This is a genomic window from Micromonospora sp. CPCC 205546, assembly GCF_036902715.1.
In the GTDB taxonomy this organism is placed as follows: Bacteria; Actinomycetota; Actinomycetes; order Mycobacteriales; family Micromonosporaceae; genus Micromonospora.
This window is the reverse complement of sequence record NZ_JBAKHL010000009.1, coordinates 1-26,236: the sequence shown is the minus strand read 5'-3', so window position 1 is coordinate 26,236 and position 26,236 is coordinate 1. Positions and strand designations below refer to the sequence as shown.

Genomic DNA, 26,236 nt, shown 5'->3' with positions numbered 1-26,236 from the left:
CGACTGTACGGGCGCGCCCGGGCTCGCGATCATCGACGGATGCGAACCACCCCCGAAGCGGACGCGGCGCCCGGCACCGGCATTCCCTCGATGCTCCAGTACGACGACGCGGACACCCCCTGCGACGTCATCGACGCGTTGGTCCTGGCGGACTTCGTCACCGGGCGGCACCCGTGGTCGCACACGGTCCGGCTCTCCCGGGTGCGTCCCGACGCGCCGCTGACCGCCCCCGACGGGCGGGTGCTGCGTACGGCGGTGGAGAACCGGCAGCTGTCCCGCCTGCTGGCCGGCGACGGCTGGACGGCCAGGGTGGTCACCTGGAAGGGGCGCGGCGCCGAGGTGACGGTCACGGCGGTCTCCGAGGAGGTGGGTCGCCCGGCCCTCGACCGGATCGTCGACGGCGCCGCCGAACCGGAGGACCCGGGCGCCGGCCGGATCGGCTTCTGGCACCAGAACCCCCGCCGGGGCAGTCAGCGCGACGTACGCGCCATCGCCGCGCCGGAGTGGACGGCGATCCGGTCGAACTACGCCGCCGCGGCACGTGACGCGCTCGACGAGTTGATGGCGACCACCCCGGAGCGCCTCTCCGGGCGGCTGGTGCTGCTGCACGGGGCGCCCGGGACGGGGAAGACCACGGCGCTGCGCGCCCTCGCCCGGCGGTGGCGCGACTGGTGTCAGGTCGACGCCGTGCTCGACCCGGACGTGCTCTTCGCGGACACGGCGTACCTGTCCGAGGTGGCGGTCGGCGACGAGGACGGCGAGCAGGGGACGGGCCGCCGGTGGCGGCTGCTCATCCTGGAGGACTGCGACGAGCTGATCCGGGGCGAGGCGAAGCAGGCCGCCGGCCAGGCACTGTCCCGGCTGCTCAACCTGACCGACGGGCTGCTCGGGCAGGGGCGCGACGTGCTGGTCGCGATCACCACCAACGAGGACCTGTCCCGCCTGCACCCGGCGGTGGTCCGCCCGGGGCGCTGCCTGGCCCGCATCGAGGTGGGACCCCTGTCCCACGAGGAGGCGACCGGGTGGCTGGGCTCGGCGGCGGGGGTGCCGCCGCAGGGCGCCACCCTCGCCGAGCTGTACGCGCTGCGGGCGGGTACGCCTGCCGTGCCCGCCGCCCCTCCCGCGATCGGCGGCTATCTCTGAGCGCCCGGCGCGCCCGCGCGTCGTCACCCGCTCGTGACCTGATCCTGGTTGGCTGCCGCACATGACCTTGACCAGGGGCGGGCCGGCGCGGGCCCGGGGCGGGACGCCCGCGCACCGGCTCTACAGCGTCGTGGTCTTCGTGCTGCTCGCCTCGCTGGACAACGTCGCGATCGGTCTGGTGCCCCCGCTGTACGGGCCCATCTCCGACGCCTTCGAGGTGCCGCAGCGGCTGCTCGGCCTGGTCACCGCCGTGAGCTTCCTGGCCAGCGCGGTGGCCGCCGTCGGCTGGGCGTACGTCGGCGACCGTGCGAACCGCAAGCCGCTGCTGATGGTCGGCACCGTGATCTGGGCGCTCGGCACGGGCGGCAGCGCGTTCGCGGTGAACTACCCCGCGTTCCTGGCGGCGCAGGTCCTGGCGGCGATCGGGTTGGGCGCGGTCGGGTCGGTCGGGTTCTCGGTCGTCACCGACCTGATCTCGCCGCGCCGCCGGGGGCTGGTGATGAGCTTCTGGGGACTGTCCCAGGGCGTCGGCACGCTGGCCGGCACGCTGGTCGGCGGGCTGCTCGGGGCGGCCGACTGGCGGCGGCCGTTCCTGCTGCTGACGGGGGTCGGTCTCGCGGCGACCGTCGCCTACCTGTTCACCTACGACATCCGGCGCGGGCAGAGCGAGCCGGAGCTGGCCGACGCGCTCGCCGCCGGGGCCGAGTACGACTACCGGATCAGCCGGGCGGACCTGCCGAGGATCCTCAGCCGGCGCACGAACCGCTGGCTGATCCTGCAGGGACTGACCGCCCAGGCGGCCTTCGGGTCGCTGGTCTGGCTGCCGGTGCTCTTCGCCGAGCGGGCCGAGGACCAGGGTTACACCGCCGCGACCGCGGTGGTCGTGGGCAGCGTCTTCGCCACCCTGTTCCAGCTCGGCGGGGTGCTCTCCATCGTGGGCGGACTGGTCGGCGACGCGCTGCAACGGCGTACGCCCCGGGGCCGGGCGCTGGTCGCGGCGGTCGGCATCCTCGCGGCGCTGCCGTTCTACCTGGTGCTCTTCTTCGTGCCCGTACGCATCGACGTGCCCGACGGCGCCGGATCGGGGGCGGTGGTGCGGGCCGTGCTGGCCAGCGTGGTCACCGAGCCGACGGTCGGGCTGAGCCTGCTCACCGCCGTGGTGGCGCTGGCGCTCACCTCGGCCAACTCGCCGAACTGGTTCGCCCTGATCGCCGACGTCAACCCGCCCGAGCACCGGGGCACCGTCTACAGCCTGGGCAACCTGGTCAACGGCGTCGGCCGGGCGGCCGGCAACGGGCTGGTCGGGGTGGCCTTCCACGGCCTGCGGGCGGCCTTCCCGCCGCCGCTGAACTACGCCGTCGGGCTGGCGGCCTTCCAGCTCTTCTTCATCCCGACGGGCGTCATGTACTGGCTGGCCTCGCGGACCTCGCCGGGCGACATCGGCGCCGTGCGCGACCTGCTGCACGACCGCGCCGAGCGCCTGTAGCGCGAGGGGCCCCTCGGCCGTTGCCGAAGGACCCCTCCGCCGCGTCAGTTCGGGCGGACCCAGACGGTCACGTCGGTGGGAACGGCGCCGTCGTCGTCCAGCGGGGCGCTGGCGTGCACCAGCTCGGTCCCGGCGGGCAGCGGCACGGCCACGTCGCCGAAGTTGGTCAGCACGGTCAGCGCGCCGTTGCGGAACGAGAGCACCTCGTCGCCGGAGGCGAGCCACCGCAGCGTGCCCTCGCCGAGCCCGTGCTCGCGGCGCAGCCGCAGCGCCGTGCGGTACAGCTCGTACGTCGAGCCGGGCGTGTCGCGCTGCCGGTCCAGGGCGTACTCCGCCCAGAGCGACGGCTGCGGCAGCCAGCTCGCGTCGGTCGGCCCGAAGCCGTACGACGGGGCGTCGGCCTCCCACGGGATCGGCACCCGGCAGCCGTCCCGACCCCGCTCGGTGTGTCCGCTGCGCTTCCAGGTCGGGTCCTGGCGGGCCTCGTCGGGCATCGTGGTGTGCTCGGGCAGGCCCAGCTCCTCGCCCTGGTAGAGGTAGGCCGAGCCGGGCAGGGCGAGCATCAGCAGGGTGGCCGCCCGGGCCCGGCGCAGGCCGAGGGCGGCGTCCGGCTGCGGGTCGCCGGCGCCGATGCCGTTGGGCCGCTTGCCGCCGATCGGCAGCCCCAGCCGGGAGGCGTGCCGGACCACGTCGTGGTTGGACAGCACCCAGGTGGTCGGGGCGCCGACGGCGTCGGTGGCCTCCAGCGAGCGGGTGATCACCGCGTACTGGGCCGGCGCGGTCCACGCGGCGAGCAGGTACTCGAAGTTGAACGCCTGGTGCATCTCGTCCGGGCGGACGTAGCGGGCCAGCCGCTCGGCCGGCTCGACCCACGCCTCGGCGACCAGGATCCGCTCGTCCGGGTAGCCGTCCAGCAGTCGCCGCCACTCCCGGTAGATCTCGTGCACGCCCTCCTGGTCCCACATCGGGGGGCGCGGCTTGTCGATCTCCTGACCGGAGAGGATCTCCTGCGGCTCCTGCCAGTCGGCCAGGTCGGCCTGCTTGATCAGGCCGTGCGCCACGTCGACGCGGAAGCCGTCGACGCCGCGGTCCAGCCAGAACCGCAGCACGTCCAGGAACTCCTCCCGTACCTGCGGGTTGTCCCAGTTGAGGTCGGGCTGACCGGAGTCGAACAGGTGCAGGTACCACTGCCCGGGGCGGCCGTCGGCCTCGGTGACGCGGGTCCAGGCCGGCCCGCCGAAGACGCTCTGCCAGTCGTTCGGGGGCTGTGCGCCGTCCGGCCCCCGGCCGTCGCGGAAGACGTAGCGGTCGCGCTCCGGGGTGCCGGGGGCGGCGGCGAGCGCCTCGGCGAACCACCGGTGCGCCGACGACGTGTGGTTGGGCACGAGGTCGACGATGACCCGCAGCCCGCGTGAGTGCGCCTCGGCGATCAACCGGTCGGCGTCGGCGAGGCTGCCGAAGAGCGGGTCCACGTCGCGGTAGTCGGCCACGTCGTACCCGGCGTCGGCCTGCGGGGACGGGTAGAACGGCGACAGCCACAGCGCGTCCACGCCCAGTTCCACGAGGTGGTCCAGGCGGGCGGTGATGCCGGGCAGGTCACCGATCCCGTCGCCGTCGGAGTCGGCGAAGGAGCGCGGATAGACCTGGTAGATGGTGGCCCTGGTCCACCAACCGGTGGCCGGGCCGGCGGTCGTGTCCTGGTGCGTCGGGTTGCTGTTCAGGGCCTTCTCCCGTGTGTCGAGCCGGACGGTCGGACGCTGCCGGGCGTCGGCGGTTTTCCCGTTAGTGTGCCCGGGGTGGTGCGGTCGATTCACGCACGATCAGCCGAGTGGGCAGGATCACCGGTGACCCCGGCGTGTCGAGATAGGGGTTGCTCCCCGTCGGCAGGGCGCGGCCGTGCAGCGGGTCGAGCAGGATCCGCGTGGCGAGCCGGCCCTGCTCCGCCGCCGGCTGGGCGATCGTGCTCAGCCCGAGGACGCCGGCCAGGTCGTGGTCGTCGACGCCGATCACGCTGACGTCCTGCGGCACCCGCAGGCCGGCGTCGCGCAGCGCGGTCATCGCCCCCATCGCCATCTCGTCGCAGGCCGCGAAGATCGCCGTCGGCGGGTCGCCGCGCCGGAGCAGTTCCTCGGTGGCCCGCGTACCGCCGCTGATGGTGAACTGCGACTCCACGTCGAGGACGGGGTCCGGGTCGATCCCGGCGTCGCGAAGCGCGTCGCGGTAGCCGCGTCGCCGGTCGAGGTGGGTGGTGTAGGCCAGCTCGTCGTCCGGGTCGCCGGAGATGTGCGCGATCCGCCGGTGCCCCAGGTCGAGCAGGTGCCGGGTGGCGGTCCGCGCGACGCGCACGTCGTCGATGCGTACCCAGGGCCAGCCGGGCACCACCGTGCCGGAGCTGATGGTCACCCCGGGCAGCTTCAGCTTCGTCAGGGCGGTCAGGTCGGCGGAGCGCAGCGGCGTGGCGACCAGCATGATCGCGTCGACGCGCTTGTGCAGGTTGGCGGTGCGCAGCACCCGCTGACGGACCTGCTCCCGCCCGCCGAGGTTGTAGAGCAGCAGGTCGTAGCCGGCCTGCTGGAGGATGTCCTCGACCGCCTCGACGACGGTGCCGAAGAACCACCGGGTGATGCGGGGGACCACGACGGCGACGGTGCCGGTGCGCCCGCCGGCCAGCCGTGAGGCGCTCGGTGAGACGGCGTAGTCCAGTTGCTCGGCCGCGGCGAGCACCCGGCGTCGGGTCGCGGCCGAGACCGTCGGCAGCCCGCGCAACGCCCGGGACACGGTGGCGGTGGAGACCCCGGCCAGGCGTGCGACATCGTCGATATTCGTCACGCTATCCCCCGCTCCGCCCGTCCCCGCCGCCGCCGGGTGGTCCCGGCGGCGGCGGAGACCCCTCAGCCCTTGACGCTGCCGGCGAGCAGGCCGCGCACGAAGAAGCGCTGGAGGGACAGGAAGACGATCATCGGTACGACGATCGAGACGAACGCGCCAGCGGTGAGCCGCTGCCACTCGTTGCCCCGGGTGCCGGCCATCTCGGCCAGCCGGACGGTGAGCGGGGCGGTCTCGTCGCCGCCACCGGCGAAGATCAGCGCGACCAGCAGGTCGTTCCAGACCCAGAGGAACTGGAAGATGCCGAACGCGGCCAGCGCCGGGGTGATCAGCGGCAGCACGATCGAGCGGAAGATCTTCGGGTGGGTGGCCCCGTCGACCCGGGCCGACTCCATCAGCTCTCCGGGCAGCTGCGAGATGAAGTTGTGCAGCAGGAAGACGGCGAACGGCAGCGCGAAGCAGGTGTGCGCGAACCACACCTGCGCGAACTTCTGTTCGTCGACCAGGTCCCAGGCCGGCATGACGGTGACCCCGCCGATGGTGACGCCGGTCGAGAAGAACTTCAGCAGCGGCACGAGGGCCATCTGCAGCGGCACGATCTGCAGCGCGAAGATCGCGATGTACATCCAGTCCCGGCCCCGGAAGTTGATCCAGGCCAGCGCGTACGCGGCGAGGGCCGCGAAGGCGAGCGGGAAGAGCACCGACGGGATGGTGATCGCCAGCGAGTTGATGAAGTAGCTGGCGAGCTGCCCCGACGACGAGGAGCGCCCGAACAGCACCTCCTGGTAGTTCTCCAGGGTGAACGACGGGTTGGTGAAGAAGGTCCACCACCCGCTGCTCTTGATCTCGTCCTCCGGCCGGACCGAGGAGATGAACAGGCCGAAGGTGGGGATGGTCCAGAGCATCGCGATGATGATCGAGACGAGGGTCGCGGTGCGGCTGTTCAGCCGCTTGCGGACCCGTCCGGCGGTGTTGGTGCCCCGGCCGTCGGTCTTCTGGGTCCCGGCGGCGACGGTGGGCGTTGCGGTGGTCATCTCAGCCCTCCCGCTGCTGACGGAGGTTGCGGATCTGGTAGATCACGATCGGGATCACCAGGATGAACAGGAAGACCGCCAGCGCCGAGCCCTGCCCGTTCTGGCCGTACCGGAACGCCTGGTTGTACATCTCGTTGGCGATCACGCTGGTGTCGTAGTTGCCGTTGGTGGACGTCCGGACGATGTCGAAGACCTTGAGGGTGGCGATCGACAGCGTCACCACCACCACGATCAGCGCCGGCCGGATGCTCGGCATGGTGATCTGCCAGAACATCTGCCACGGGGTGACCCCGTCGAGCCGGGCCGCCTCCACGATGTCGGCGGGGATCGCCTTGATCGCGGCGGAGAGCACCACCATCGCGAAGCCCGCCTGGATCCAGACCATGATCACGATCAGCAGCAGCGTGTTCAGCGGCGAGTCCAGCAGCCACTGCCTCGGCTCGGCGCCGAGGCTGACCACGATCTGGTTCAGCAGGCCGATCTGCTCCTGCCCTTCGCCCCGGTAGGCGTAGACGAACTTCCAGATGATGCTCGCGCCGACGAAGGAGATCGCCATCGGCAGGAAGATCAGCGACTTGGCCACCGCCTCGAACCGGGCCTTGTCCACCATCACGGCGTAGAGCAGACCGAACGAGGTGGCCACCAGCGGCACGAGGAGCACCCAGACCAGGGTGTTGATCAACACCCGGACGATGGAGTCCTCGGAGAACATCCAGCCGTAGTTGCGTAGCCCGACCCAGTCGTTGCCGCTCGCGTCCATGAGCGAGAGCAGCGTGGTGCGGATGGCCGGGACCACCAGCCCGATGGTGAGCAGCAGCAGCGTCGGCAGCAGGAAGAAGAGCGCGAACAGGCCCTCCCGCGGCTTGCGCCGGCGGGGGAGCGGGGCGCCGCTCGCGGCGGCGGCGATGATCTGCCCCTCCCGGCGGCGGGCGAACCAGGCCGGCACCACGTCGAGGAGCAGGAGCAGACCGCCCACCACCGCGACGAAGGCGACCAGCCCGTACATCAGCATGAGGAACTTCGGCTGTTCCGCAGCGAAGTCGAACTCCATCGACCCTCCCAGGTCTCTGATCAGCCGGGTGGGCCGGCCCGCGTGCGCGGACCGGCCCACCCGGTTCAGATCACTTCCAGCTGCTCTCGATGCCGTCGAGGACCGACTTGGTGTCCTTGCCGTTGATCCAGGCGACCATGCCCTTCCAGAACGTCCCCGCGCCGACGGCCGCCGGCATCAGGTCCGAGCCGTCGAAGCGGAAGACGGTGGACTTGTCCTGGAGGATCTGGACGGAGAGCCTGTCGACGGGGTTGGCGACGTTGGCCAGGTCGAGCTTGTTGTTCGCCGACACCCAGTCGCCGATCTTGGCCCGGCTGTTGGCGTGCTCACCCGAGGCGAGGTAGGTCTGCACGGCCTGGACCTCGGGACGGTCGGCGAAGGCCGCGACGAACTCGCCGCCGCCCAGCACCGGCTTGCCCTTGGCGGGGTCGATGGCCGGGAAGTAGAACGCGAAGACGTCGCCGTCCTCGGCCACCTTGGTGCCCTTCGGCCACTGGTTGGCGTAGAAGGACGCCTGGCGGTGCAGCGCGCACTTGCCGGTGGTGATCGGCACGCCGGCCTCCTGGAAGGAGGTGGTGGCGATGCTCTTCACGCCGCCGAAGCCGCCGTTGACGTACTTCTCGTTCTTGAGGATGGTGCCGGCCCGGTCGAGGGCCTCGGCGACCTTCGGGTCGTTGAACGGGATGCCGTGGGTGGTCCACTGGTCGTAGACCTCGGGGGTCTGCGTCCGCAGCATCAGGTCCTCGACCCAGTCGGTGGCCGGCCAGCCGGTGCCCTCACCGGACTCGATGCCGGCGCACCACGGCTTGGTGCCGGCGGCCGCGATCTGGTCGCTGAGCTTGATCAGCTCGTCCCAGCTGGTCGGGACCGTCCAGCCCTTCTCCTTGAAGGTCTTCGGCGAATACCACACGAAGGACTTCACGTTGGAGCCGAGCGGGGCGCCGTAGAACTGGCCGTTGACGGTGCTGTACTTCAGCCAGTCGGCCGGGTAGTTCTCCTCGGCCATCTTCTTGGTGTCGGCGCTGGTGGGCTTGAGCTTGCCCGAGTCGACGAAGCGCTTGAGCAGGCCCGGCTGCGGGATGAACGCGATGTCGGGGGCGTTGCCACCGTCGACCCGGACCGGGAGCTGGGCCTCGAACTCGCCGCTGCCCTCGTGGTCGATCTCGATGCCGGTGCAGTCCTCGAACTGCTTCCAGGACTCCGCGAGGCGGTCGGCCTCGATGTCCCGGATCGACGAGTAGACCGTCACCTTCTTGCCGTCGTTGTCGCCGTACTTCTCGTATGCGGCGCACTCCGCGGAGCCCCCCGCGGAGTCACTCTTCTTGTCGTTGCCGGTGCCGCAGGCCGTGGCGCTCAGCGCCAGCCCCAGTACGCCGGCGATCGCGAAAGCCTGGCGTGATCTGGCAAACGCCATGCCGTTCTCCTTCCTTGCCGGCGCGTCAGGGATCGAACCCGCGCCGGTCCGATGGGCGTCACCACATGTAAGCGCTTGCATCTGGGCTGGTCCACCCCTATCCGGACACGAGCGAGTAACAATCCGGAAACCCGTAGACCCCCTGTTGGGCACGCTCCCACGCGGGAATTCGACCTCTTTCCATCGATGGCATTTTCTGTCACCCTGAGGGCAGGTGATCGAAGGATTTCGACATAGGAGGTGCTGGATGGGCAAGCGGTGGTTGGGCCTGCTGGCGGCCGGTCTGCTGGCGGTGGGCGTGCTGCTCCCGGCGGCCCCGGCGATGGCCGCCCCCACGTTCAAGGTGCCGTTCCCGTGCGGGCAGTCCTGGTCCGGCCAGACCCGGACCGGCCACAGCCCGGCGTACGCGGTGGACTTCAACCGCACGGACGACCTCGGTGACCCCGTGGTGGCGAGCGCCCCGGGCACGGTCGACCGGGTGACCGATCTCGGCGGAACCAGTTACGGAAAGTACGTCCGGATCAGTCACGCGGGCGGCTACCACACCTACTACGCCCACCTGAACGGCTTCAACGTCTCCGTGGGCCAGAGCGTCGGCTACGGCAAGGTGATCGGCTGGGTCGGCAGCACCGGTGGCTCCAGCGGCCCGCACCTGCACTACGAGCAGCGGCTCAACGGTGCCGACATCCAGGTGCGGTTCAACGGCGCGCTCGCCCTCTACTGGGGCACCAGGAACTACACCAGCGACAACGGCTGCGGCAGCAGCGCCGGCTCCGGCACGGTCAACACCAGCGGTACGCCGCTGACCGTCCGCTCCGGCCCCGGCACCGGCTACGCCGCCGTGGGCACCGTCGCCGACGGCGCCAAGGTGACCATCCAGTGTCAGACCAGCGGCACCAGCGTCACCGGCACCTACGGCACCAGCACGATCTGGGACCGGATCGGCGCCGGCCGCTTCATCGCCGACGCGTACGTCTACACCGGCTCGGACGGGTACATCCCCGGCGTGCCCCGCTGCTGAGCGGACGACGGGGCCCCGGCCGTGCGCCGGGGCCCCGTGCCGTCGTGGCCGGTGTCCGTCGTGGCCCGGCGTGGCGGGGCCTGCGTGGCGGGGCCGGGCCCGGCTCAGGCGTTCAGCCGCCAGATGGCGAAGTTCAGCGCGGCGGCGAAGGTGACCCAGGCCCAGTAGGGCAACATCAGCAACGTCGCCGGGCGGGACACCTTGCGGAAGAGCGCGACCGTCACGCCGATCGCCACCCACATCAGCAGGATCTCGACGAAGGCGAGCCCGTAGCGGCCGGCGCCGAAGAAGAGCGGGGTCCAGATCGCGTTGAGCACCAGCTGTGCGATCCACGCCCAGAGGGCCGGGCCGAAGCCGACCCGCCGCCAGACCAGCCAGCCGGCCACCGCGATCATCGCGTAGAGGAGGCTCCAGACCGGTCCGAAGAGCCAGGACGGGGGAGCCCAGGCGGGCTGTTCGAGGCTCGCGTACTCGGTCGAGGTGCCCTGCACGCCGAGCCCGCCGATCGCCGCGGCGACGAACACCGCCGCCCCGAAGCCGAGCAGTGCCCACCACTGCCGGGCGCCGCCGGCCCGTTCAGCGCTCCCAGACATCTCCATGGTCGAGATATTGCCGCCGGAGGTGGACGGTAAACCCGCGGTCACCCTCCGGACGGCACGACACCGGGGTCGTCACGGCCGGAGGCTCCTGTCGGGAGGACGGAGTTCCGGTCGCGACGACCCCGGTGGGTCCTGAACGGCGGCCTGTAGCCGCCTCGTCAATTGAAGATGCTCACACCACCCGGCCCGACGAGCAGGCCGACCACGATGAGGACGACGCCCCAGAGGATCTGCCGCCGGAACAGCGCGAAGATGCCGGCGACCACGAGTACGACTGCGAGAATCCAGAGAATCAGCTCCATGATTGCTGAATACCCGGGCCACCGACGCCGGAAACCTGGGCCTGATCGAGCTGCTCGCCCAGGTGGAAGACGCTGTACGCCTGCTTGATCACGGGGTGGGCGACGTTACGGACGCGGACCCCGCCGGGGGTGGTGCCCCGCTCGCTGCCGGCGTGCGCGTGCCCGTGCAGGGCCAGGGCGGTCGGCGCCGAGTCGATCGCCTGGCCGAGCTGGTACGAGCCCAGGAACGGGTAGATCTCCAGCGGCTCCCCGGCGAGCGTGTCGGGCACCGGCGAGTAGTGGGTGAGCGCCACCAGCACGTCGCAGTCCAGGCCCCGCAGCGCGGCGGAGAGCGCGTCCGCGCTCTGGGTGGTGGTCCGGACGAAGGACTTCATCTCCGGTTCCCCGAAGTCGCTGGCGCAGCGGCCGGCGAACCCCCCGCCGAATCCCTTCACCCCGGCCACGCCCAGCCGGCCGCCGGCGCACTCCAGCACGACGCCGTCACCCTCCAGCACGGTGATCCCGGCGTCCTCGAGCACCTTGACCACCTGCGGCACCTGGTCGCACTGGTGGTCGTGGTTGCCCAGCACGGTCACCACCGGCACGCCGAGCCCGCCGAACTCGGTGGCCACGCACCGGGCCTCCGACTCGGTGCCGTGCCGGGTCAGGTCGCCGGCGAGCAGCAGCACGTCGGCGTGCTCGGGCAGCTCGTCCAGTGCCGGCCGGAACCGGCCGACCACGTCCTCGTCCAGATGCACGTCGCCCACGGCGGCGATCCGGATCACCATGGAACCTCCTCAGGGCAGTTGCTCGATCTCCGTGGGCGCCTGCGCGCGGATCACCCCGATGTCGCTGGTGATCGGCACGTCCGGGAAGCGTTGGGCCACCCGGCGCAGGATCTCCTCCCGGCGGTGCGGGCTCTCGACCTCGCCGTAGAGCACGAGGCCGCGCTCCCGGCGTAGGACGGTGATGCCCTGCTCGGCCACGTCCGGATCCTCGGTGAGCAGCCGGTGGATCTCCGCCTCCACGTACTCGTCGGGCGGTCCGGTGGCGACGTCGCGGTGCTCGGTCACGGTCTCCCCTCTCCGTCGGGGGTGCCGGAACGCGGCACCACCTCCAGCCGGTCCAGCAGCACCAGGAACGCCTCCGCGTACGGCGAGTGCTGCGTCTCCTTGCGTACCCGTTCCCAGTCGATCTGCTCCCGCAGCGAGCGGGCCAGCGGCAGACCCCGGGCGAAGTCGCAGTAGTGCTGCGAGAAGCTCAGCAGCTTGTGCACCATGAGTTGGGTGGCCGAGAGGACCGGCATGTGGATCGCGTCGACCGGCCGCACGACCGTGTCGGCGAACGTCTCCTCGGTCACCGGCGTCTCGATCGGCCGGTGGATCAGGTCCACCATGCGCCCGTCGTCGAAGACCTTCACCAGCCAGTCCTCGGGCGGGCGCTCGGCGGTGAACCCGGCCGCGACCAGCGCCTCCAGGGAGCGTTCCACGTCGGCCTCCCGGATCAGGAAGTCCACGTCGTGCTCGCTGGAGTGACCGCCGTGGGCGTACACGGCGAAGCTGCCCCCGAGCGCGAAGGGAATCTCTTCCTGCTTGAGCACGGCGGCGACCTTCTTCAGCGTGTGCACCAGGCTCTCGTCCCCGCGCTCTGCCATTGGCGTCTCCCGTCGAAGGTGGTGGGCGGCTGATCCAACTCCGGTACCCGGCATCCCGGCGGGCCACACCTGGCAGGAAGCACGGTCGGGGTCAACCGGGAGCACACGGCACAAATCTCCGAGGATCGCGAGCGTGGGTCGGATAGCCTGTGCAGGGTGTCCAGATCACCGGTGGCGCGGCGCGGCAGGGCCCGATTGCGCGCCGTCGCCCTGATCGGCATCGACGGCTCGGGCAAGACCACCCAGGCGCACCGGCTGGCCGACGCGCTCACCGCGGCGGGCCGCCCCGCCACCTACCACCGCAACGCCGGCGGGCGGCGCTGGCTGGGCCGCCTCGCACACCGCCTCGGCCGCCCGGACGCCCAGCGGCTCGTCGGGCGCGGCGGGATGCTGGCGGTGGAGTCCGTGCTCCGCTGGCTGGCGATCGCCGTCGCCCTGCTGAGCTGCCTGGCCACCGGCCGGGTCGCGGTCATGGACCGCTACTCCGCCTGCCAGTACGCGAGCATCCGGGCGCACGGGGGCCAACGCTGGGAGCGGTTCGCCCGGGCCGGCTACCGGATGTTCCCGCGACCGCAGGTGACCTTCCTGTTGACCGTCGATCCGGCCGAGGCGTACCGGCGGATCGAGCAGCGCGGCACCGACCACGAGAGCATGCGCTACCTCACCGCCGCCGACACCGCCTACCGGACCCTTCCGGAATACCCGACCTTCGTGGTGGTCGACGCGGGGCGCCCGCCGGAGGAGGTCTCCCGGCAGATCCAGGCCCACATGGCCGGCTGGCTGGCGTCCGCCGACGACCGCGGCGACCGGCTGGCGGACGGGCGCGACGCGGGACCCGCCGTCGTGCCCACCCCGCCGGACGCGGAACCGGTCACGATCGCCCCGCTGGCCGTCTGAGCGCGGCCGCCGGCGAGGTCCTGTCGGGCGCCGGCCGCTGGCGACGCGCGGCGGCCGCCACACTGGTGGGGCGGGCCGGGCTGCGGATGCCGGGGCACCGCGACGGGCGGCGGGATGGCATGGTCTGCACGAGGGGCGCACGAGGACCGGTGGAGCGCCGGCACTCCCGTGCTGGCCCCGTCAGGAAGCGGCGCCGCCCGTGGGCATGGCACGCTGGACGAAACGGGTGCGTCCGGGCGGGCGGTACTTTTCCCAATACGCGCAGTCATGGTTGACGCTCACGCCCTGTGAAAGTAAGTTTCATCCGTGGCGAAGAGTCCGAAGATTTCTGCGAGTCACGAGCCGGGTGGGCTGATCGTCCACATCAGCGGCCTGCTCCCGTCGTTGTCGCCGGCCGAGCAGCGGGTCGCCCGGCTGGTGGTCTCCGACCCGGCCGACGCCGCGCGTCGGACCATCACCGACCTCGCCACCGCCGCGGAGACATCCGAGGCGACCGTCATCCGGTTCTGCCGGTCCGTCGGCATGGACGGCTACCCGCAGCTGCGGATCCGGCTGGCCGCCGAGGCCGCCCGCCGGATCGAGCCGCCGGACGCCCGGGTCGTCGGCGGCGACATCCCGCCCGGGGCCGACCTCGCCCAGATCATCGCGACCATCGCCTTCAACGACGCGCGGGCCGTCGAGGAGACGGCCGAGCAGCTCGATCCGGCGATCTGCGAGCAGGTGGTCGAGGCCATCGCGGGTGCGGGCCGGATCGACGTCTACGGGGCGGGCGCCAGCGGCTTCGTCGCCTCGGACTTCCAGCAGAAGCTGCACCGCATCGGCCGCACCGCCTTCTACTTCCCCGACGTGCACACCGCGCTGACCTCGGCCGCGCTGCTCGCGCGCGGCGACGTCGCGGTCGGCATCTCGCACACCGGCACCACCTCCGACGTGATCGAGGTGCTGGAGCAGGCGCGGGCCCGGGGCGCGGCCACGGTGGCGCTCACCAACTTCCCCCGGTCACCGATCACCGAGGTCGCCGACTTCGTGCTCACCACGGCCGCCCGGGAGACCACCTACCGCTCCGGGGCGATGGCGAGCCGGCTGGCCCAGCTCACGGTCGTCGACTGCCTCTTCGTCGGGGTGGCCGCGCGCAACCGGTCCCGGGCGAGGAAGGCCCTCGAAGCGACAGCCGAGGCCGTCCGGTCGCACCGGGTCGGTCCGGGACGGAGGCGGGCATGACGGCGGGCGCGGTGGAACCCCACGAGGCGACGGCCCCGGTGGCGGCCCGGCCGGTGATCCGGGTCGGCGCACCGACTGAGCGGCGCAACCCGCTGAGCGTGGACCTCGACCTCATGTCGACCCGCGACGTGCTCAGGGTGATCAACGAAGCGGACCGACGGGTGCCCGGCGCCGTCGCGGCCGTCCTCGACGAGATCGTCGCGACGGTGGACCTGGCGGTGACCGCCCTGCGCGGCGGGCACCGGGTGCACTACTTCGGTGCCGGCACCTCCGGCCGGCTCGGCGTGCTCGACGCCGCCGAGCTCGCACCCACCTTCAACTCTCCCCGGCACTGGTTCTGCGCCCACATCGCGGGCGGGCCGGAAGCCATGTGGCGGGCGGTCGAGGACGCCGAGGACGACGACCGGGGCGGCGCGGCCGAGGCCGCCGACTGCGTACGGTCCGGAGACCTGGTGGTGGGACTCGCGGCCAGTGGACGCACTCCGTACGTCCTGGGGGCGCTCGCCGCGTCGAGGACGAAGGGGGCCTCGACCGTGCTGCTCTGCGCCAACCCGGAGGCGGCGGCCGCCCGGTCGGTGGACGTCTTCATCGGGGTGGACACCGGGCCGGAGGTCGTCACCGGGTCGACCCGGATGAAGGCGGGCACCGCGCAGAAACTGGTGCTGAACACGTTCTCCACCGGCGTGATGGTGCGGCTCGGCCGGGTCTACTCGAACCTCATGATCGACATGGTCGCCACCAACGCCAAGCTCCGGGGCCGGATGATCTCGATCCTGATGGAGGCCACCGGCTGCTCGGAGGAGATCTGCCGGCGGGCCCTCGCCGAGGCCGACGGCGACATGAAGGTGGCGCTGGTCTCGCTCGTCTCCGGGGCGGACGTGTCCGTCGCGCGGACCGCCCTGGTCCGCGCCGCCGACCAGGTCCGTGGCGCCCTGACCCTGCTCGGCTCCTGATCCACCCCGGGCCTCAGCCCCGGCGCCACCCACCGCCCCGCAGTCCCCGGCCCGCAGTCACAGCCCTCCGGGCCAGCCCCACCCGCCGTGCGACTGCCGTCACACGCGGCATGGATCCACCTCCCGGATTGTTCACCGGGGGGTGGGGTATTAGCACGGGCGTGGATGAACCGACCGGTCCACCGCTGCGTGTCTGGCAGTGACCAGGATCGCAGCGCGACGGTGACCCGGGTCGCTGTGTCTCGGGCCGGCCGGTGTTGCCATGGTCCGGGGACGGCGTCCCGTCGATCCGTCGCCCCGGGTGTGGTGCCCATCGGAGAGCCGCCACATGGGGTGCTGACAGCAAACATGGATCGCGCTCTCAGCGGATTATCAGGCATTCGTGACACTTTCGACTCACGACATGGAATCCCCGACGCGTCTCAACTGTTGTGCAGGTGTCAGCACCGGTGGGCACAGCGGGAAGTTACGGGGGAGGGCTGATGGACGTGGGGATGGCAAGGAACCGGGCAACCGGCGCGAGCGAGGGGACCGTGGGAAACGTGGACAAGAACATCGGCATGCGAACCGACGAGGTTGCCGAGGAGCGCGACCTGGTCGGCGTCTACCTTCACGAGATCTCCCGGACGCCACTGCTGGACGCCGCCAGGGAGGTCGACCTCTCCAAGGCGATCGAGGCCGGCCTCTACGCCGAGCACCTGCTCGGCGACGACCGCGTCCCCGCCGGTGTCGACCGGGAGGACCTGGAGCGGCTGGTCGCCGAGGGCGAGCGGGCCAAGGACCTGTTCATCCGGGCCAACCTGCGACTGGTCGTGTCGATCGCCCGCCGTTACGTCCGCTCGGGCATGCCCATGCTGGACCTGATCCAGGAGGGCAACACCGGCCTGGTGCGGGCGGTCGAGAAGTTCGACTACGTGCGCGGCTACAAGTTCTCCACCTACGCGACCTGGTGGATCCGCCAGGCGATCAGCCGGGCGATCGCCCAGCAGGAGCGCACCGTGCGACTGCCGGTGCACCTGGTGGAGGACGTCAACCGGATGCGTAACGTGGCGCGTCAGCTCACCCGCGAGCTGGGCAGCGACCCGGAGCCGGAGCAGATCGCGGCGGCCCTGGGGGTCACCGTCGAGCGGGTCAACGAACTGGTCCGCTGGTCGCAGGACACCGTCTCGCTGGACACCCCGGTGGGCGACGACGGCGACACCAACCTCGGTGACCTGGTCGCCGACAGCGACGCACCGTCGCCGGAGGAGATCGTCCTCACCGGGTTGGAGCGGCAACGCATCGAGGGCCTGCTCAACCACCTCGACGACCGTTCGGCCGGCATCATGCGGGCCCGCTACGGGCTCGAGGACGGCCGGGAGCACTCCCTGACCGAGGTGGCCTCGCGCTTCTCGCTGTCGCGGGAGCGGATCCGGCAGCTGGAGATCCAGGCGCTCGGTCGGCTCCGCGAGCTGGCCCGGGCGGAGGCCCCCCAGGCGGCCTGAGCAGGGTAGGAACAACGGCGAACGGCCGGCGTCCGACAGGGGACGCCGCCCGTTCGCCGTACTCGCCGGGGTTCAGCGCACCCGGCCGTAGCCCTGGATGGGCATCAGGTTCATGCCCCGCTTGAGCACGTTGCGGCCCGCGCTGGGCGCGTCGATCACCTGGCCGCCGCCGACGTAGAGGCCGACGTGCCCGAGCCCGCTGTAGAAGACGAGGTCGCCGGGGCGCAGCTCGCCGCGGCTGATGTGGGCCACCGCTCCCCACTGCATCCGGGTGTTGTGCGGCAGCGACTTGCCGGCCGCCCGCCACGCCGCCGAGGTCAGGCCCGAACAGTCGTAGCCGTTCGGCCCGTCGGCGCCCCAGACGTACGGCTTGCCGAGCGCGCCGTACGCGTATCGCACCGCGACGCCGGCCCGCCCCGAGACCGCCGGTGCCTCCTTCGCCCTGTCGGGCCGCGCGGCGGGCTTCTCGGTGGCCCGTCCGTACGCCTGCCGGCGCAGCTCGTAGAGCTCGGCCAGGTCGCGTTCGATCCGCTTCTTCGTGGCGGTCATCTCGCGGGCCTGCACCGCCTGCCGGCCCAGCGTGACCTCGAGCCGGGTCTTCTCGTCGAGCAGCCGGCGCTGGTTGCCGGTGAAGTTCGAGATCTTCTCCTGCCGCTGCCGGGCGAGCTGGTCGAGCAGGCCGAGCCGGTCGAGCAGGGTGTCGGCGCCGCCGGGACGCAGCAGCGCGTCCGCGGTGGTCAGGTTGCTGCCGGTCTTGTAGGCGGTCACGGCCATCTCGCCGACGTCCGCCCGGCTCCGCTCGGTCTCCTGTTCCAGGGGGCCGATGCGGCTCTGCACCCGTGCCACGGCGGCCTCGTTGGCCTTGATCTCCTCGCGGAGCTTGTTGTACGCCTCGACGACGTGTTCGAGCTGGGTGGAGGAGTTCTCGATCCGCCGGGTCAGCTCGGCGGGGGACGGTTCGGCCCGGGCGGGCACCGCGGGTGCGAGCAGCGTGGCCGACACCACGACCACCGCCAGGGCGCGCAGCGTGTTCCTGAGGGACGACAAGAGCGGAAGGCTCCTCTCCCACCGGCCGCCGTGGGCTGCTGACGCCCCCGACGACACCGGGCCGGTGCTGTCCGGGTGGACGGCGATCGACCGGGCCGGCCCGGACAACCTATCCCGGGGCAGGAGTGATGCGCAGTTGAAGCAGGGGCGAAAGTTGGTCGAGGGGCGGAAATTGTCGATCACGACGACCACCGAGGGTGATCGGCTTCTCGGGGCGCCACACGCTGCGGCGGCCATTGTCGTCGATCGGGCGATTCACGACAATCGTCGTTGTCGACGCATGACGTAGGAACCTGGCCCGGTATGCCCGACAAGCCCGACACGGTGGTCGGAACCGGCGGACCGCGCGGAGGCCTGCGCCGGACGCGAGGCGAAATCGCCATCGCGGCTGGCACGTGCGCCACACAATGAAGCGCGCAGCCGGGAATCCCGTCGACCGGCACCGATGCGAGACCGTCGACGGGAGCCGACCCGGCACCAGCCGCGGGAGGTAGAACCATGAACCCTCAGGGCGCCACACGACAGACGCGGTCACCATGGGCGACCGCGACGAAGAACACGCTTCTCTACGCCCGGCCCGGGATCATCGTGACGGTCGACCGGTTCACCGTCGGGCGCAACAGCTGGCAGGTCACCGACCTGACCCACCTGCAGACCGGCCGCGGGCCGCACGACCGTGTCGCGGTACGGGCCGCAGTGGTCACCGGCACGATGATCGGCGGCGTCGGCCTGCTGCTCGGCTTCACCGGCGGGCTGCAACGACTCACCGCGGGCGCGTACCTCGTCCTCGGCCTGGTGTTCCTGCTGCCGGTGCTGGTGGCGCTGGTGGGGGACCGGTGGCGACCGCCGCCGTACGAGCTGTGGGGCCGGCGGCGCGGGGAGCGGGTGCTGCTGTTCAGCAGCGACGACGAGCGGCAGTTCGGCCAGGTCTCCCGGGCCCTGCGTCGGGCCCGGGAGATGAACCGCTACGGCGGCTGGGAGGAACCGCTCGCCTCGGCCGACCCGTGGCGGCCCCGGCGCTAGCTAGCCGGCGACCGGCTCCGGGGCGCGCTCGGACTGCTCCGCCGTCACCCAGGAGCTGACCCGGCGTTCGGCGTAGAAGGAGACGAACGGCACCGTGCCGGCCAGCATCACCAGGACCATCCGCTTCAGCGGCCAGCCGGCCCGACGGGACAGGTCGAAGGCGGCCACCAGGTAGAGCATGTAGAGGAAGCCGTGGGCCTGGCCCACGGTCTCCACCAGGATCGGGTCGTCGAAGCCGTACTTCATCGGCATGCCGATCACGACCAGCAGGATCAGCGCCACGCCGACGATCCAGGCGATGACTCGGTACCGGGTCAGGGCTGCGCCCACCGTCGTCCGTCCTTTCGCGCCCGGCCTCAGCCGGGGTAGTCACCGGGCTTGGCGCCCGGGTTGTCGTTCAGCCATTGCAGGTAGTGGTTGTAGGCGGCCAGGTCGCCGTCCTCAGCGCCGTCGGCGGCTGCGGACCCGCGGGCGACGCGCACCGGTCGGCGTACGACCGGACGGGTCGGGGCGTCGGCCGGCGTCCCGGCGGGGGCCGACGCCTGCCCGGGCGCGTCGGTCGTCTCCGCCCGCCCGCGCAGCGTGTGCCGGACCTCACGCCACCAGACGAAGACCACGAAGCCCGCGAAGATCGGCCACTCGACGGCGTAGCCCCAGCTGATCGCGTTGCCTGCGGCGGCCCGGCTGACCTGCCACCAGCCCAGCCCCAGGAAACCGGTGACCAGCACGACCATGGCCACGTGGCGCGCGATCCACGCCGGGGTCCAGAGCCGGTTCATGGCATCGAGAGTACCGGGGGTCGCCGGTGTCTCCGACACGGTGTCGTAGGCGCGGGGATGGTTTGGTGCCACCCGGTGTGGGCATCCGTCTAGACGCGAGCCCAAACCAGAGCAGGGGGTCGATCATGACGGGATCGGTACGGCAGGACGACTTCGGCAGCCCGGAGCAGCGGATGCCCGAGTGGGACGGCGACCATGTCCACGACCGGGCCTCCGGCGAGGCGGATCCGCCCGACGGCGAGCTGCTCGGCGTCGACCCCGCCGAGCTGGCCGACGAGGACCTGATCCGGGAGGTGCACAGCCTGCACCGCACGCGCCTGGACACCCTGCGGCACGCGTCGGACTCCGCGCTCGCCAACCACCTGCGGCGCACCGCCGAGCTGGAGACCGAGTACCTCGCCCGGCACCCCGGCCGCGAGGTCGACCCGAGCCGGCTGCGGGACGCGTGATGGCGTACGCCGAGCGCGGGATGTCCGCGCCGCCGGAAGTGGTCTTCAGCACCGCCACCGACCCCGCCCGGGCGTCGGCGTGGCTGCCCGAGCCGCTGCGGGCCGACGGCAGCCCGGCGGAGGAGATCAGCGCGGAGGAGCTGCGGGCCCGGTGGAGCGCCGCCGAGCAGTGGTCCGCCGAGATCCGGGTGGAGCCCGCCCAGGCCGGTGGCGCCCGGATGCGGCTCGACCTGACCGGCGGAGCGGACGCCGAGCGGCTGGCCGACGAGGCGCTGGACAGCCTCGCCCGCGAGGTGGCCGACAACCTGCAGGCCGGCTGAGCCGGACCGCGAGCGAGAACCGAGGAGACCGGGTGAGCGCCGTTAAGGAGAAGGTGGCGCGGCTGCGCCAGGCGTACGCGCCGCACGAACACCGGCCGCTGGGTGGCTACCTGGCGGCCATGGGCACCTACGCCGGGGTGACCGCCGGCATCGCCGGCCTGGTGAGGGCGACGGGCCGGCCGGTGCCCGAGCGCCCCGCCCCCTCCGACGTGGTGCTGCTCAGCATCGCCACGCACAAGCTGAGCCGGCTGCTGTCAAAGGACGCGGTGACGAGCCCGCTGCGGGCGCCGTTCACGCGGTACGACAAGCCGATCGGCAGCGGCGAGGTGATGGAGCAGGTCCGTGACCAGGGCAGCTCCACCCGGCACGCCATCGGTGAGCTGCTGAGCTGCCCGTTCTGCCTCGCCGTCTGGATCGCCACCGGGCTCACCGGCGGATTGGTGCTCGCCCCCCGGCTCACCCGCCTGGTGGCGACCGCGCTGACCGCCGTGGCCGCCTCGGACTTCCTGCAGATGGCGTACGCGGTGGCGCAGCAGGCCGCCGAGGGCGACCACGACGAGGACTGACAGGACGTACACGACGACGAAGGGGCCGACGCGAGCCGGCCCCCTCGTCGTGTCGTACCAGGATCAGGTGGGGGTCGTGCCGTGGTCCTCGCCGGCCCAGCCCCGGGAGGCCTCCGGCTCGCGCTCGTCGGCGTCCGCCCCGGTGATGATGTCCCGGTCGACCGCCGTGCGGTCGTGCTCGTTGGCGAAGTCGGGTTCCGGCAGGGTGTCGCGGCCCTTGGGGGGTTGGCCGAGCGCCGGCAGTTCCTCGTGCTCTTCCTCGTGGTGCGACATCTCGCTCTCCTCACTGCTCGTCGGCCTCCGGTGCGAAGGCCGTCCGCCCCCGGGGGACGGTGGGCGGCGGTCTCGCCCCACGACGGGTCGTCCCGGCCCGCTCGGGCCGTGCCCGCCGGGCGTCAGGTGACCGAACCGCCGAGCAGGTCGGCCACCTCGTCCACGGCGTACTCGCCCTCGGGCAGGGCGGCCATGCGGGTGAGGAGCTGCGCCGGAAGCTCGGCGGCGACGGCCCGGCGGTAGATGTCCGCCTGACTGATCCGCTCCTGGCCGTGGTAGAGATCCTCCAGCAGGTCGTCGAGGCGCCGGGTGTCCGGCTCCTCGATCGCGGGCGCGTCCGTCACGGGTGCGTCGTCGGTCACGACGGTCAGCTACCCGCGTCCGAACCGGTGAAACGTCACCGTCGCGGCGGTAGCCCAGGGCGACGTGGTGCCCGGCGTGGGCGAGGCGACGTGGCGCCCGCGCGGGCGCCGTCGGGCTGTGACGGCGGTCATGGTGGGGGTCGGAACACGGGCGGGGGACCGTCCGTTGAGTCAGGTGTCGGTGTGACCAGTGTCCCCGGGCCTCACCTAAATTGCCTTCGCGGAATACCGTCCGGCTGGAGCCGCGTCGCGCCACTCGCCGAGAGGCGACCTGCACACCGACACCAGCGCCGCCCCCGAGCCCCAGGGCCCGGGGGCGGCGTCGTGCCAGGGGCACTCGTCGTCGACCTGGAGCGTGCTCGGGGCGGCCGCCGCGAAGACCCCTCCGACACCCGTACCCCGGGCGGGCCGACCGCCGGTCGCGGACGACAGCATCAGGGTGCGACCTGGCGCGGACGCGAGCATCAGGGCACGAGTTGGCGCGCGGACGCGAGCGTCGGGATGGCCGGCCCGGTCCCGGACGTGGGCGTGGGGGTGCCGATCGGGCGGCACGGGTCGCGGTCCCAGGCGGCCTGGCCTATGTTCAAGATGGCGACGTCGTACGGGCCGGGAGAGGGGGTGTCGCGTGGGCCTGCGGACCTTCATCCAGGGCTGGCCGGTCTACCGGCAGCTCACCGGCACCGACCCGCTGGGGCGGGGCGCCGCGGCGCAGTCCGACCGGTCGGCGGAGCTGACGGCCCGGACGCAGACCGCCGACAGCGTGGCCCGATCGGTCTGCCCCTACTGCGCGGTGGGCTGCGGCCAGCGCGTCTTCGTGAAGGCCGGCGCGGTCACCCAGATCGAGGGCGACCCGGACAGCCCGATCTCCCGGGGCCGGCTGTGCCCCAAGGGGTCGGCCAGCAAGAGCCTCGTCACCAGCCCGCTGCGGCAGACGAAGGTCCGCTACCGGCGGCCCTACGCCACCGAGTGGGAGGATCTGGAACTCGACGTCGCGCTCGACATGATCGCCGACCGGATCCTCGCCGCGCGCGCGGAGACCTGGGAGGACGTCGACACCGAGGGCCGGCCGCTGAACCGCACGCTGGGCATCTCCAGCCTGGGCGGGGCGACGCTGGACAACGAGGAGAACTACCTCATCAAGAAGCTGTTCACGGCGATGGGGGCGCTGCAGATCGAGAACCAGGCGCGCATTTGACACTCCGCCACCGTCCCCGGTCTGGGGGCCAGCTTCGGTCGCGGTGGCGCGACGGACTTCCAGCAGGACGTCGCCAACGCTGACGTCATCGTCATCCAGGGCTCGAACATGGCCGAGGCCCATCCCGTGGGCTTCCAGTGGGTGATGGAGGCCAAGCGGCGCGGCGCCAAAGTATTCCATGTCGATCCGCGCTTCACCCGCACCAGCGCGCTGGCCGACTCCTACCTGCCGATCCGGGCAGGCTCCGACATCGCGCTGCTCGGCGGCGTGGTGCGCTACATCCTGGAGAACGAGCTGGACTTCCGGGAGTACGTGCTGGCCTACACGAACGCCGCGACGATCGTCAGCGAGCAGTTCGTCGACACCGAGGACGGCGACGGCTTCTTCTCCGGCTTCGACCCCGAGACGGGCAGCTACGTCCAGGACTCCTGGCAGTACGCGGGGCACGAGTCGGACTCCGGCAGCGGGCACACCGCCAAGGAGCGGGACACCGCCGCGGGACTGCGCCACGAGTCGCACGGCGCCGAGGTCGGCGGGCAGGTCGAGCGGGACGAGACGTTGCAGCACCCGCGCTGCGTCTACCAGATCCTCAAGCGGCACTTCGCCCGCTACACCCCGGAGATGGTGGAGCGGGTCTGCGGCATCCCGCGGGAGAAGTTCCTCGAGCTGGCGGAGGCGTGGACGGCCAACTCGGGCCGGGAGCGCACCGGCGTGCTGATCTACTCGGTGGGGTGGACGCAGCACAGCGTCGGCGTGCAGTACATCCGTACGGGCGCGATCATCCAGCTGCTGCTGGGCAACATGGGCCGTCCGGGCGGGGGCATCCTGGCTCTGCGGGGGCATGCCAGCATCCAGGGCTCCACCGACATCCCGACGCTGTTCAACCTGCTGCCCGGCTACCTGCCGATGCCGCACCACGCCGACCACCCCACCTTCGACGAGTGGGTGGACAGCATCCGCCACCCCGGCCAGAAGGGCTTCTGGGGCAACGCCCGCGCCTACGCGGCGAGCCTGCTGAAGGCGTACTGGGGGGACGCGGCGACGCCCGACAACGACTTCTGCTACGGATACCTGCCCCGGATGACCGGCGACCACGGGACGTACCAGCAGGTGCTGAACATGATCGACGGCAAGGTGCGCGGCTACTTCCTGCTCGGGCAGAACCCGGCGGTCGGCTCGACGCACGGTCGGGCGCAGCGCCTCGGCATGGCCAACCTCGACTGGCTGGTGGTCCGCGACCTGTTCATGATCGAGAGCGCCACGTTCTGGCGCAACAGCCCCGAGGTCGCCACCGGCGAGATCGTGCCGGAGCAGTGCAAGACGGAGGTGTTCTTCATCCCCGCGGCCTCGCACGTGGAGAAGGAGGGCACCTTCACCCAGACCCAGCGGCTGCTGCAGTGGCGGGAGAAGGCCGTCGACCCGCCGGGCGACGCCCGCTCCGAGCTGTGGTTCTTCTACCACCTGGGGCTGCGGCTGCGGGAGAAGCTGGCCGGCTCCGACCTGCCGCGCGACCGGGCGCTGCTCGACCTGGCCTGGGACTATCCCACGCACGGCCCGCACGCGGAGCCGAGCGCCGAGGCGGTGCTGCGCGAGATCAACGGCTACGAGGTGGCGACCGGACGCCCGCTGTCCGCGTTCGCCGAGGCCCGCGACGACGGCTCCACCGCCGTCGGCTGCTGGATCTACTCCGGGGTGTACGCCGACGGCGTCAACCAGGCGGCGCGGCGACGGTCGCGCCACGAGCAGGACTGGGTGGCCGCCGAGTGGGGCTGGGCGTGGCCGGCGAACCGGCGCACCCTCTACAACCGCGCCTCGGCGGATCCGCAGGGCCGGCCGTGGAGCGAGCGCAAGCGCTACGTGTGGTGGGACCCGGACGCCGGGGAGTGGACGGGCTACGACGTGCCGGACTTCGAGCGCACCAAGCCGCCGACGTACCGGCCGCCGCAGGGCGCCTCGGGCCCGGAGGGGATCGCCGGCGACGACCCGTTCGTCATGCAGGGCGACGGCAAGGGTTGGCTGTACGCGCCCAGCGGTGTGCTCGACGGCCCGCTGCCGACGCACTACGAGCCGGCCGAGTCGCCGGTGCGCAACCCGTTCTACCGGCAGCAGGCCAACCCCACCCGCAAGGTGTACGCGCACCCGGTGAACTCGGTGAACCCGAGCCCGCCGCAGGAGCACAGCCAGGTCTTCCCGTACGTGTTCACGGTCAGCCGGCTCACCGAGCACCACACGGCGGGCGGGATGAGCCGTACGGTGCGACCCCTGGCGGAGCTGCAACCGGAGATGTTCGTCGAGGTGTCCCCGGAGCTGGCCGCGCAGGTGGGCCTGGCGCACCTGGGCTGGGCGCACCTGGTCAGCGGCCGGGCCGTGATCGAGGCGAAGGTGCTCGTCACCGACCGGCTCACCCCGCTGCGCGTGGACGGCCGCGTGATCCACCAGGTGTGGCTGCCGTACCACTTCGGGTTCGAGGGCCTGGTGACCGGCGACTCGGCCAACGACCTGTTCGGGATCACCCTGGACCCGAACGTGCTGATCCAGGAGAGCAAGATCGGAACCTGTGACGTGCGCCCGGGCCGGCGGCCCACCGGCCCCGCCCTGCTGGACCTGGTGGCCGACTACCAGCGGCGGGCGGGCATCGTGCCCGGCCACCCGGCCCCCACGCTCACGCCGGGGGCGCTCGGCCCGCCGGCTCCCGCCGACGGCGCCGGGGAGGGCCGCGATGCTTCCTGACCCGCACAGCCTCTCCGGGCCGCTGGATCCCGCCCCGGAGGCGGGCTGGACCGACGCCCCGCCCAGGATGGGCTTCTTCACCGACACCAGCGTCTGCATCGGCTGCAAGGCGTGCGAGGTGGCCTGCAAGGAGTGGAACGACGTCCCCGGCTCGGGGCTGGACCTGCTCGGCATGTCGTACGACAACACCGGCGCGCTGACCGCGAACTCGTGGCGGCACGTGGCGTTCGTCGAGCAGCCCCGCCCGGCCGGGCACCGCAGCCCGCCGTTCGCCGGCACGCCGACGGGCGACTCGGTCAGCGCCTCGTCGGCGGCCGTGGCCGCCGGCGTCGGCAACCCGACCGGCACCGACCCGGGAGCGCCGCCGGGCGCGGCGCCGCCGGCCGCGCGGATGGCCACCGGCACCGACCCGGGCCGGGAAAGCGGTG

27 protein-coding genes and 1 pseudogene are annotated in these 26,236 nt (G+C 72.1%); 13 read left to right on the top strand and 15 right to left on the bottom strand.

Features of this window, described 5'->3' with window-relative positions:
* Nucleotides 1-39 precede the first annotated feature (39 nt).
* Nucleotides 40-1,143, top strand: coding sequence for a DUF5925 domain-containing protein (locus V6U77_RS07605; RefSeq protein ID WP_334605507.1), 1,104 nt, complete (start codon nt 40-42; stop codon nt 1,141-1,143).
* Between the two features lie 61 nt (nt 1,144-1,204).
* Nucleotides 1,205-2,629, top strand: coding sequence for an MFS transporter (locus V6U77_RS07600; protein ID WP_334605506.1), 1,425 nt, complete (start codon nt 1,205-1,207; stop codon nt 2,627-2,629).
* Nucleotides 2,630-2,673: 44 nt separating this feature from the next.
* Here V6U77_RS07600 and V6U77_RS07595 read toward each other — a convergent pair whose 3' ends face one another.
* From V6U77_RS07595 to V6U77_RS07575, 5 genes are all read right to left on the bottom strand, one after another.
* On the bottom strand, nt 2,674-4,350 hold the full coding sequence (locus V6U77_RS07595; RefSeq protein ID WP_334605607.1) for a glycoside hydrolase family 13 protein: 1,677 nt from the start codon (nt 4,348-4,350) through the stop codon (nt 2,674-2,676).
* Between the two features lie 61 nt (nt 4,351-4,411).
* Nucleotides 4,412-5,458, bottom strand: a complete 1,047-nt coding sequence (locus V6U77_RS07590; RefSeq protein WP_334605505.1) for a LacI family DNA-binding transcriptional regulator — start codon at nt 5,456-5,458, stop codon at nt 4,412-4,414.
* A 62-nt stretch (nt 5,459-5,520) separates the two neighbouring features.
* The gene (locus V6U77_RS07585) at nt 5,521-6,489 is read right to left on the bottom strand and encodes a carbohydrate ABC transporter permease (protein ID WP_334605504.1); all 969 of its coding nucleotides are present in this window, start codon (nt 6,487-6,489) and stop codon (nt 5,521-5,523) included.
* Nucleotide 6,490: 1 nt separating this feature from the next.
* A complete protein-coding gene (locus V6U77_RS07580) occupies nt 6,491-7,540 on the bottom strand; it encodes a carbohydrate ABC transporter permease (protein ID WP_334605503.1) in 1,050 nt (349 codons plus the stop codon).
* A gap of 70 nt (nt 7,541-7,610) precedes the next feature.
* Nucleotides 7,611-8,954, bottom strand: coding sequence for an ABC transporter substrate-binding protein (locus V6U77_RS07575; RefSeq protein WP_334605502.1), 1,344 nt, complete (start codon nt 8,952-8,954; stop codon nt 7,611-7,613).
* A 247-nt stretch (nt 8,955-9,201) separates the two neighbouring features.
* Between V6U77_RS07575 and V6U77_RS07570 the strand changes: the two genes are divergently transcribed.
* Nucleotides 9,202-9,975: a peptidoglycan DD-metalloendopeptidase family protein gene (locus V6U77_RS07570; RefSeq protein WP_334605500.1), complete on the top strand. Its 774-nt coding sequence runs from the start codon at nt 9,202-9,204 to the stop codon at nt 9,973-9,975.
* A 104-nt stretch (nt 9,976-10,079) separates the two neighbouring features.
* Here V6U77_RS07570 and V6U77_RS07565 read toward each other — a convergent pair whose 3' ends face one another.
* The 5 genes from V6U77_RS07565 to V6U77_RS07545 form a co-directional block, all read right to left on the bottom strand.
* Nucleotides 10,080-10,574, bottom strand: a complete 495-nt coding sequence (locus V6U77_RS07565) for a TspO/MBR family protein (protein ID WP_334605499.1) — start codon at nt 10,572-10,574, stop codon at nt 10,080-10,082.
* 158 nt (nt 10,575-10,732) lie between these two features.
* Nucleotides 10,733-10,876: a GPGG-motif small membrane protein gene (locus V6U77_RS07560; RefSeq protein ID WP_210832187.1), complete on the bottom strand. Its 144-nt coding sequence runs from the start codon at nt 10,874-10,876 to the stop codon at nt 10,733-10,735.
* Nucleotides 10,867-11,643: a metallophosphoesterase family protein gene (locus V6U77_RS07555; RefSeq protein ID WP_334605497.1), complete on the bottom strand. Its 777-nt coding sequence runs from the start codon at nt 11,641-11,643 to the stop codon at nt 10,867-10,869. The genes V6U77_RS07560 and V6U77_RS07555 overlap by 10 nt, the downstream gene beginning before the upstream one ends.
* Before the next feature lie 9 nt (nt 11,644-11,652).
* Nucleotides 11,653-11,928 carry a hypothetical protein gene (locus V6U77_RS07550; RefSeq protein WP_334605496.1) on the bottom strand — a complete coding sequence of 92 codons (276 nt, stop codon included), beginning with the start codon at nt 11,926-11,928 and terminating at the stop codon, nt 11,653-11,655.
* Nucleotides 11,925-12,563: a nucleotidyltransferase gene (locus V6U77_RS07545; RefSeq protein WP_334605495.1), complete on the bottom strand. Its 639-nt coding sequence runs from the start codon at nt 12,561-12,563 to the stop codon at nt 11,925-11,927. Before V6U77_RS07545 ends, V6U77_RS07550 begins: the two co-directional genes overlap by 4 nt.
* Nucleotides 12,564-12,665: 102 nt before the next feature.
* Here V6U77_RS07545 and V6U77_RS07540 point away from each other — a divergent pair, with 102 nt between their 5' ends.
* From V6U77_RS07540 to V6U77_RS07525, 4 genes are all read left to right on the top strand, one after another.
* Entirely contained in the window at nt 12,666-13,406 is a 741-nt protein-coding gene (locus V6U77_RS07540) for a dTMP kinase (protein ID WP_334605494.1), read from the top strand.
* A 306-nt stretch (nt 13,407-13,712) separates the two neighbouring features.
* The gene (locus V6U77_RS07535) at nt 13,713-14,627 is read left to right on the top strand and encodes a MurR/RpiR family transcriptional regulator (protein ID WP_334605493.1); all 915 of its coding nucleotides are present in this window, start codon (nt 13,713-13,715) and stop codon (nt 14,625-14,627) included.
* The gene (gene murQ, locus V6U77_RS07530) at nt 14,624-15,580 is read left to right on the top strand and encodes an N-acetylmuramic acid 6-phosphate etherase (RefSeq protein ID WP_334605492.1); all 957 of its coding nucleotides are present in this window, start codon (nt 14,624-14,626) and stop codon (nt 15,578-15,580) included. Before V6U77_RS07535 ends, murQ begins: the two co-directional genes overlap by 4 nt.
* A 494-nt stretch (nt 15,581-16,074) precedes the next feature.
* Nucleotides 16,075-17,064, top strand: a complete 990-nt coding sequence (locus V6U77_RS07525) for a sigma-70 family RNA polymerase sigma factor (RefSeq protein ID WP_334605490.1) — start codon at nt 16,075-16,077, stop codon at nt 17,062-17,064.
* A 72-nt stretch (nt 17,065-17,136) separates the two neighbouring features.
* On the opposite strand, the gene V6U77_RS07520 is transcribed toward V6U77_RS07525, so the two are convergent.
* Nucleotides 17,137-18,111 (bottom strand): C40 family peptidase, encoded by a 975-nt coding sequence (locus V6U77_RS07520; protein ID WP_334605489.1) that lies wholly within the window; start codon nt 18,109-18,111, stop codon nt 17,137-17,139.
* A 498-nt stretch (nt 18,112-18,609) separates the two neighbouring features.
* On the opposite strand from V6U77_RS07520, the gene V6U77_RS07515 reads away from it, so the two are divergent.
* Nucleotides 18,610-19,134: a DUF6232 family protein gene (locus V6U77_RS07515; RefSeq protein ID WP_334605488.1), complete on the top strand. Its 525-nt coding sequence runs from the start codon at nt 18,610-18,612 to the stop codon at nt 19,132-19,134.
* On the opposite strand, the gene V6U77_RS07510 is transcribed toward V6U77_RS07515, so the two are convergent.
* Both V6U77_RS07510 and V6U77_RS07505 read right to left on the bottom strand, forming a co-directional pair.
* A complete protein-coding gene (locus tag V6U77_RS07510) occupies nt 19,135-19,464 on the bottom strand; it encodes a DUF3817 domain-containing protein (protein ID WP_334605487.1) in 330 nt (109 codons plus the stop codon). It abuts the gene before it with no gap.
* Nucleotides 19,465-19,490: 26 nt separating this feature from the next.
* A complete protein-coding gene (locus V6U77_RS07505) occupies nt 19,491-19,913 on the bottom strand; it encodes a hypothetical protein (RefSeq protein ID WP_334605485.1) in 423 nt (140 codons plus the stop codon).
* Nucleotides 19,914-20,035: 122 nt separating this feature from the next.
* Here V6U77_RS07505 and V6U77_RS07500 point away from each other — a divergent pair, with 122 nt between their 5' ends.
* The 3 genes from V6U77_RS07500 to V6U77_RS07490 are packed head-to-tail and all read left to right on the top strand — an operon-like array spanning nt 20,036 to nt 21,248.
* The gene (locus tag V6U77_RS07500; protein ID WP_334605606.1) at nt 20,036-20,362 is read left to right on the top strand and encodes a DUF6158 family protein; all 327 of its coding nucleotides are present in this window, start codon (nt 20,036-20,038) and stop codon (nt 20,360-20,362) included.
* Nucleotides 20,362-20,682, top strand: coding sequence for a hypothetical protein (locus tag V6U77_RS07495; protein ID WP_334605484.1), 321 nt, complete (start codon nt 20,362-20,364; stop codon nt 20,680-20,682). The genes V6U77_RS07500 and V6U77_RS07495 overlap by 1 nt, the downstream gene beginning before the upstream one ends.
* Nucleotides 20,683-20,714: 32 nt before the next feature.
* On the top strand, nt 20,715-21,248 hold the full coding sequence (locus tag V6U77_RS07490; protein ID WP_334605483.1) for a DUF1360 domain-containing protein: 534 nt from the start codon (nt 20,715-20,717) through the stop codon (nt 21,246-21,248).
* Nucleotides 21,249-21,311: 63 nt separating this feature from the next.
* On the opposite strand, the gene V6U77_RS07485 is transcribed toward V6U77_RS07490, so the two are convergent.
* Complete coding sequence (locus tag V6U77_RS07485) at nt 21,312-21,521, bottom strand: hypothetical protein (RefSeq protein ID WP_334605482.1); 210 nt, start codon at nt 21,519-21,521, stop codon at nt 21,312-21,314.
* Between the two features lie 122 nt (nt 21,522-21,643).
* Nucleotides 21,644-21,892, bottom strand: a complete 249-nt coding sequence (locus V6U77_RS07480; protein WP_334605605.1) for a hypothetical protein — start codon at nt 21,890-21,892, stop codon at nt 21,644-21,646.
* Nucleotides 21,893-22,508: 616 nt separating this feature from the next.
* Between V6U77_RS07480 and fdh the strand changes: the two genes are divergently transcribed.
* Nucleotides 22,509-25,808 (top strand): formate dehydrogenase, encoded by a 3,300-nt coding sequence (gene fdh / locus V6U77_RS07475; protein WP_334605481.1) that lies wholly within the window; start codon nt 22,509-22,511, stop codon nt 25,806-25,808.
* Nucleotides 25,798-26,236: pseudogene (locus V6U77_RS07470) on the top strand (4Fe-4S dicluster domain-containing protein); the annotation flags it as partial. The gene fdh and the pseudogene V6U77_RS07470, both read left to right, overlap by 11 nt.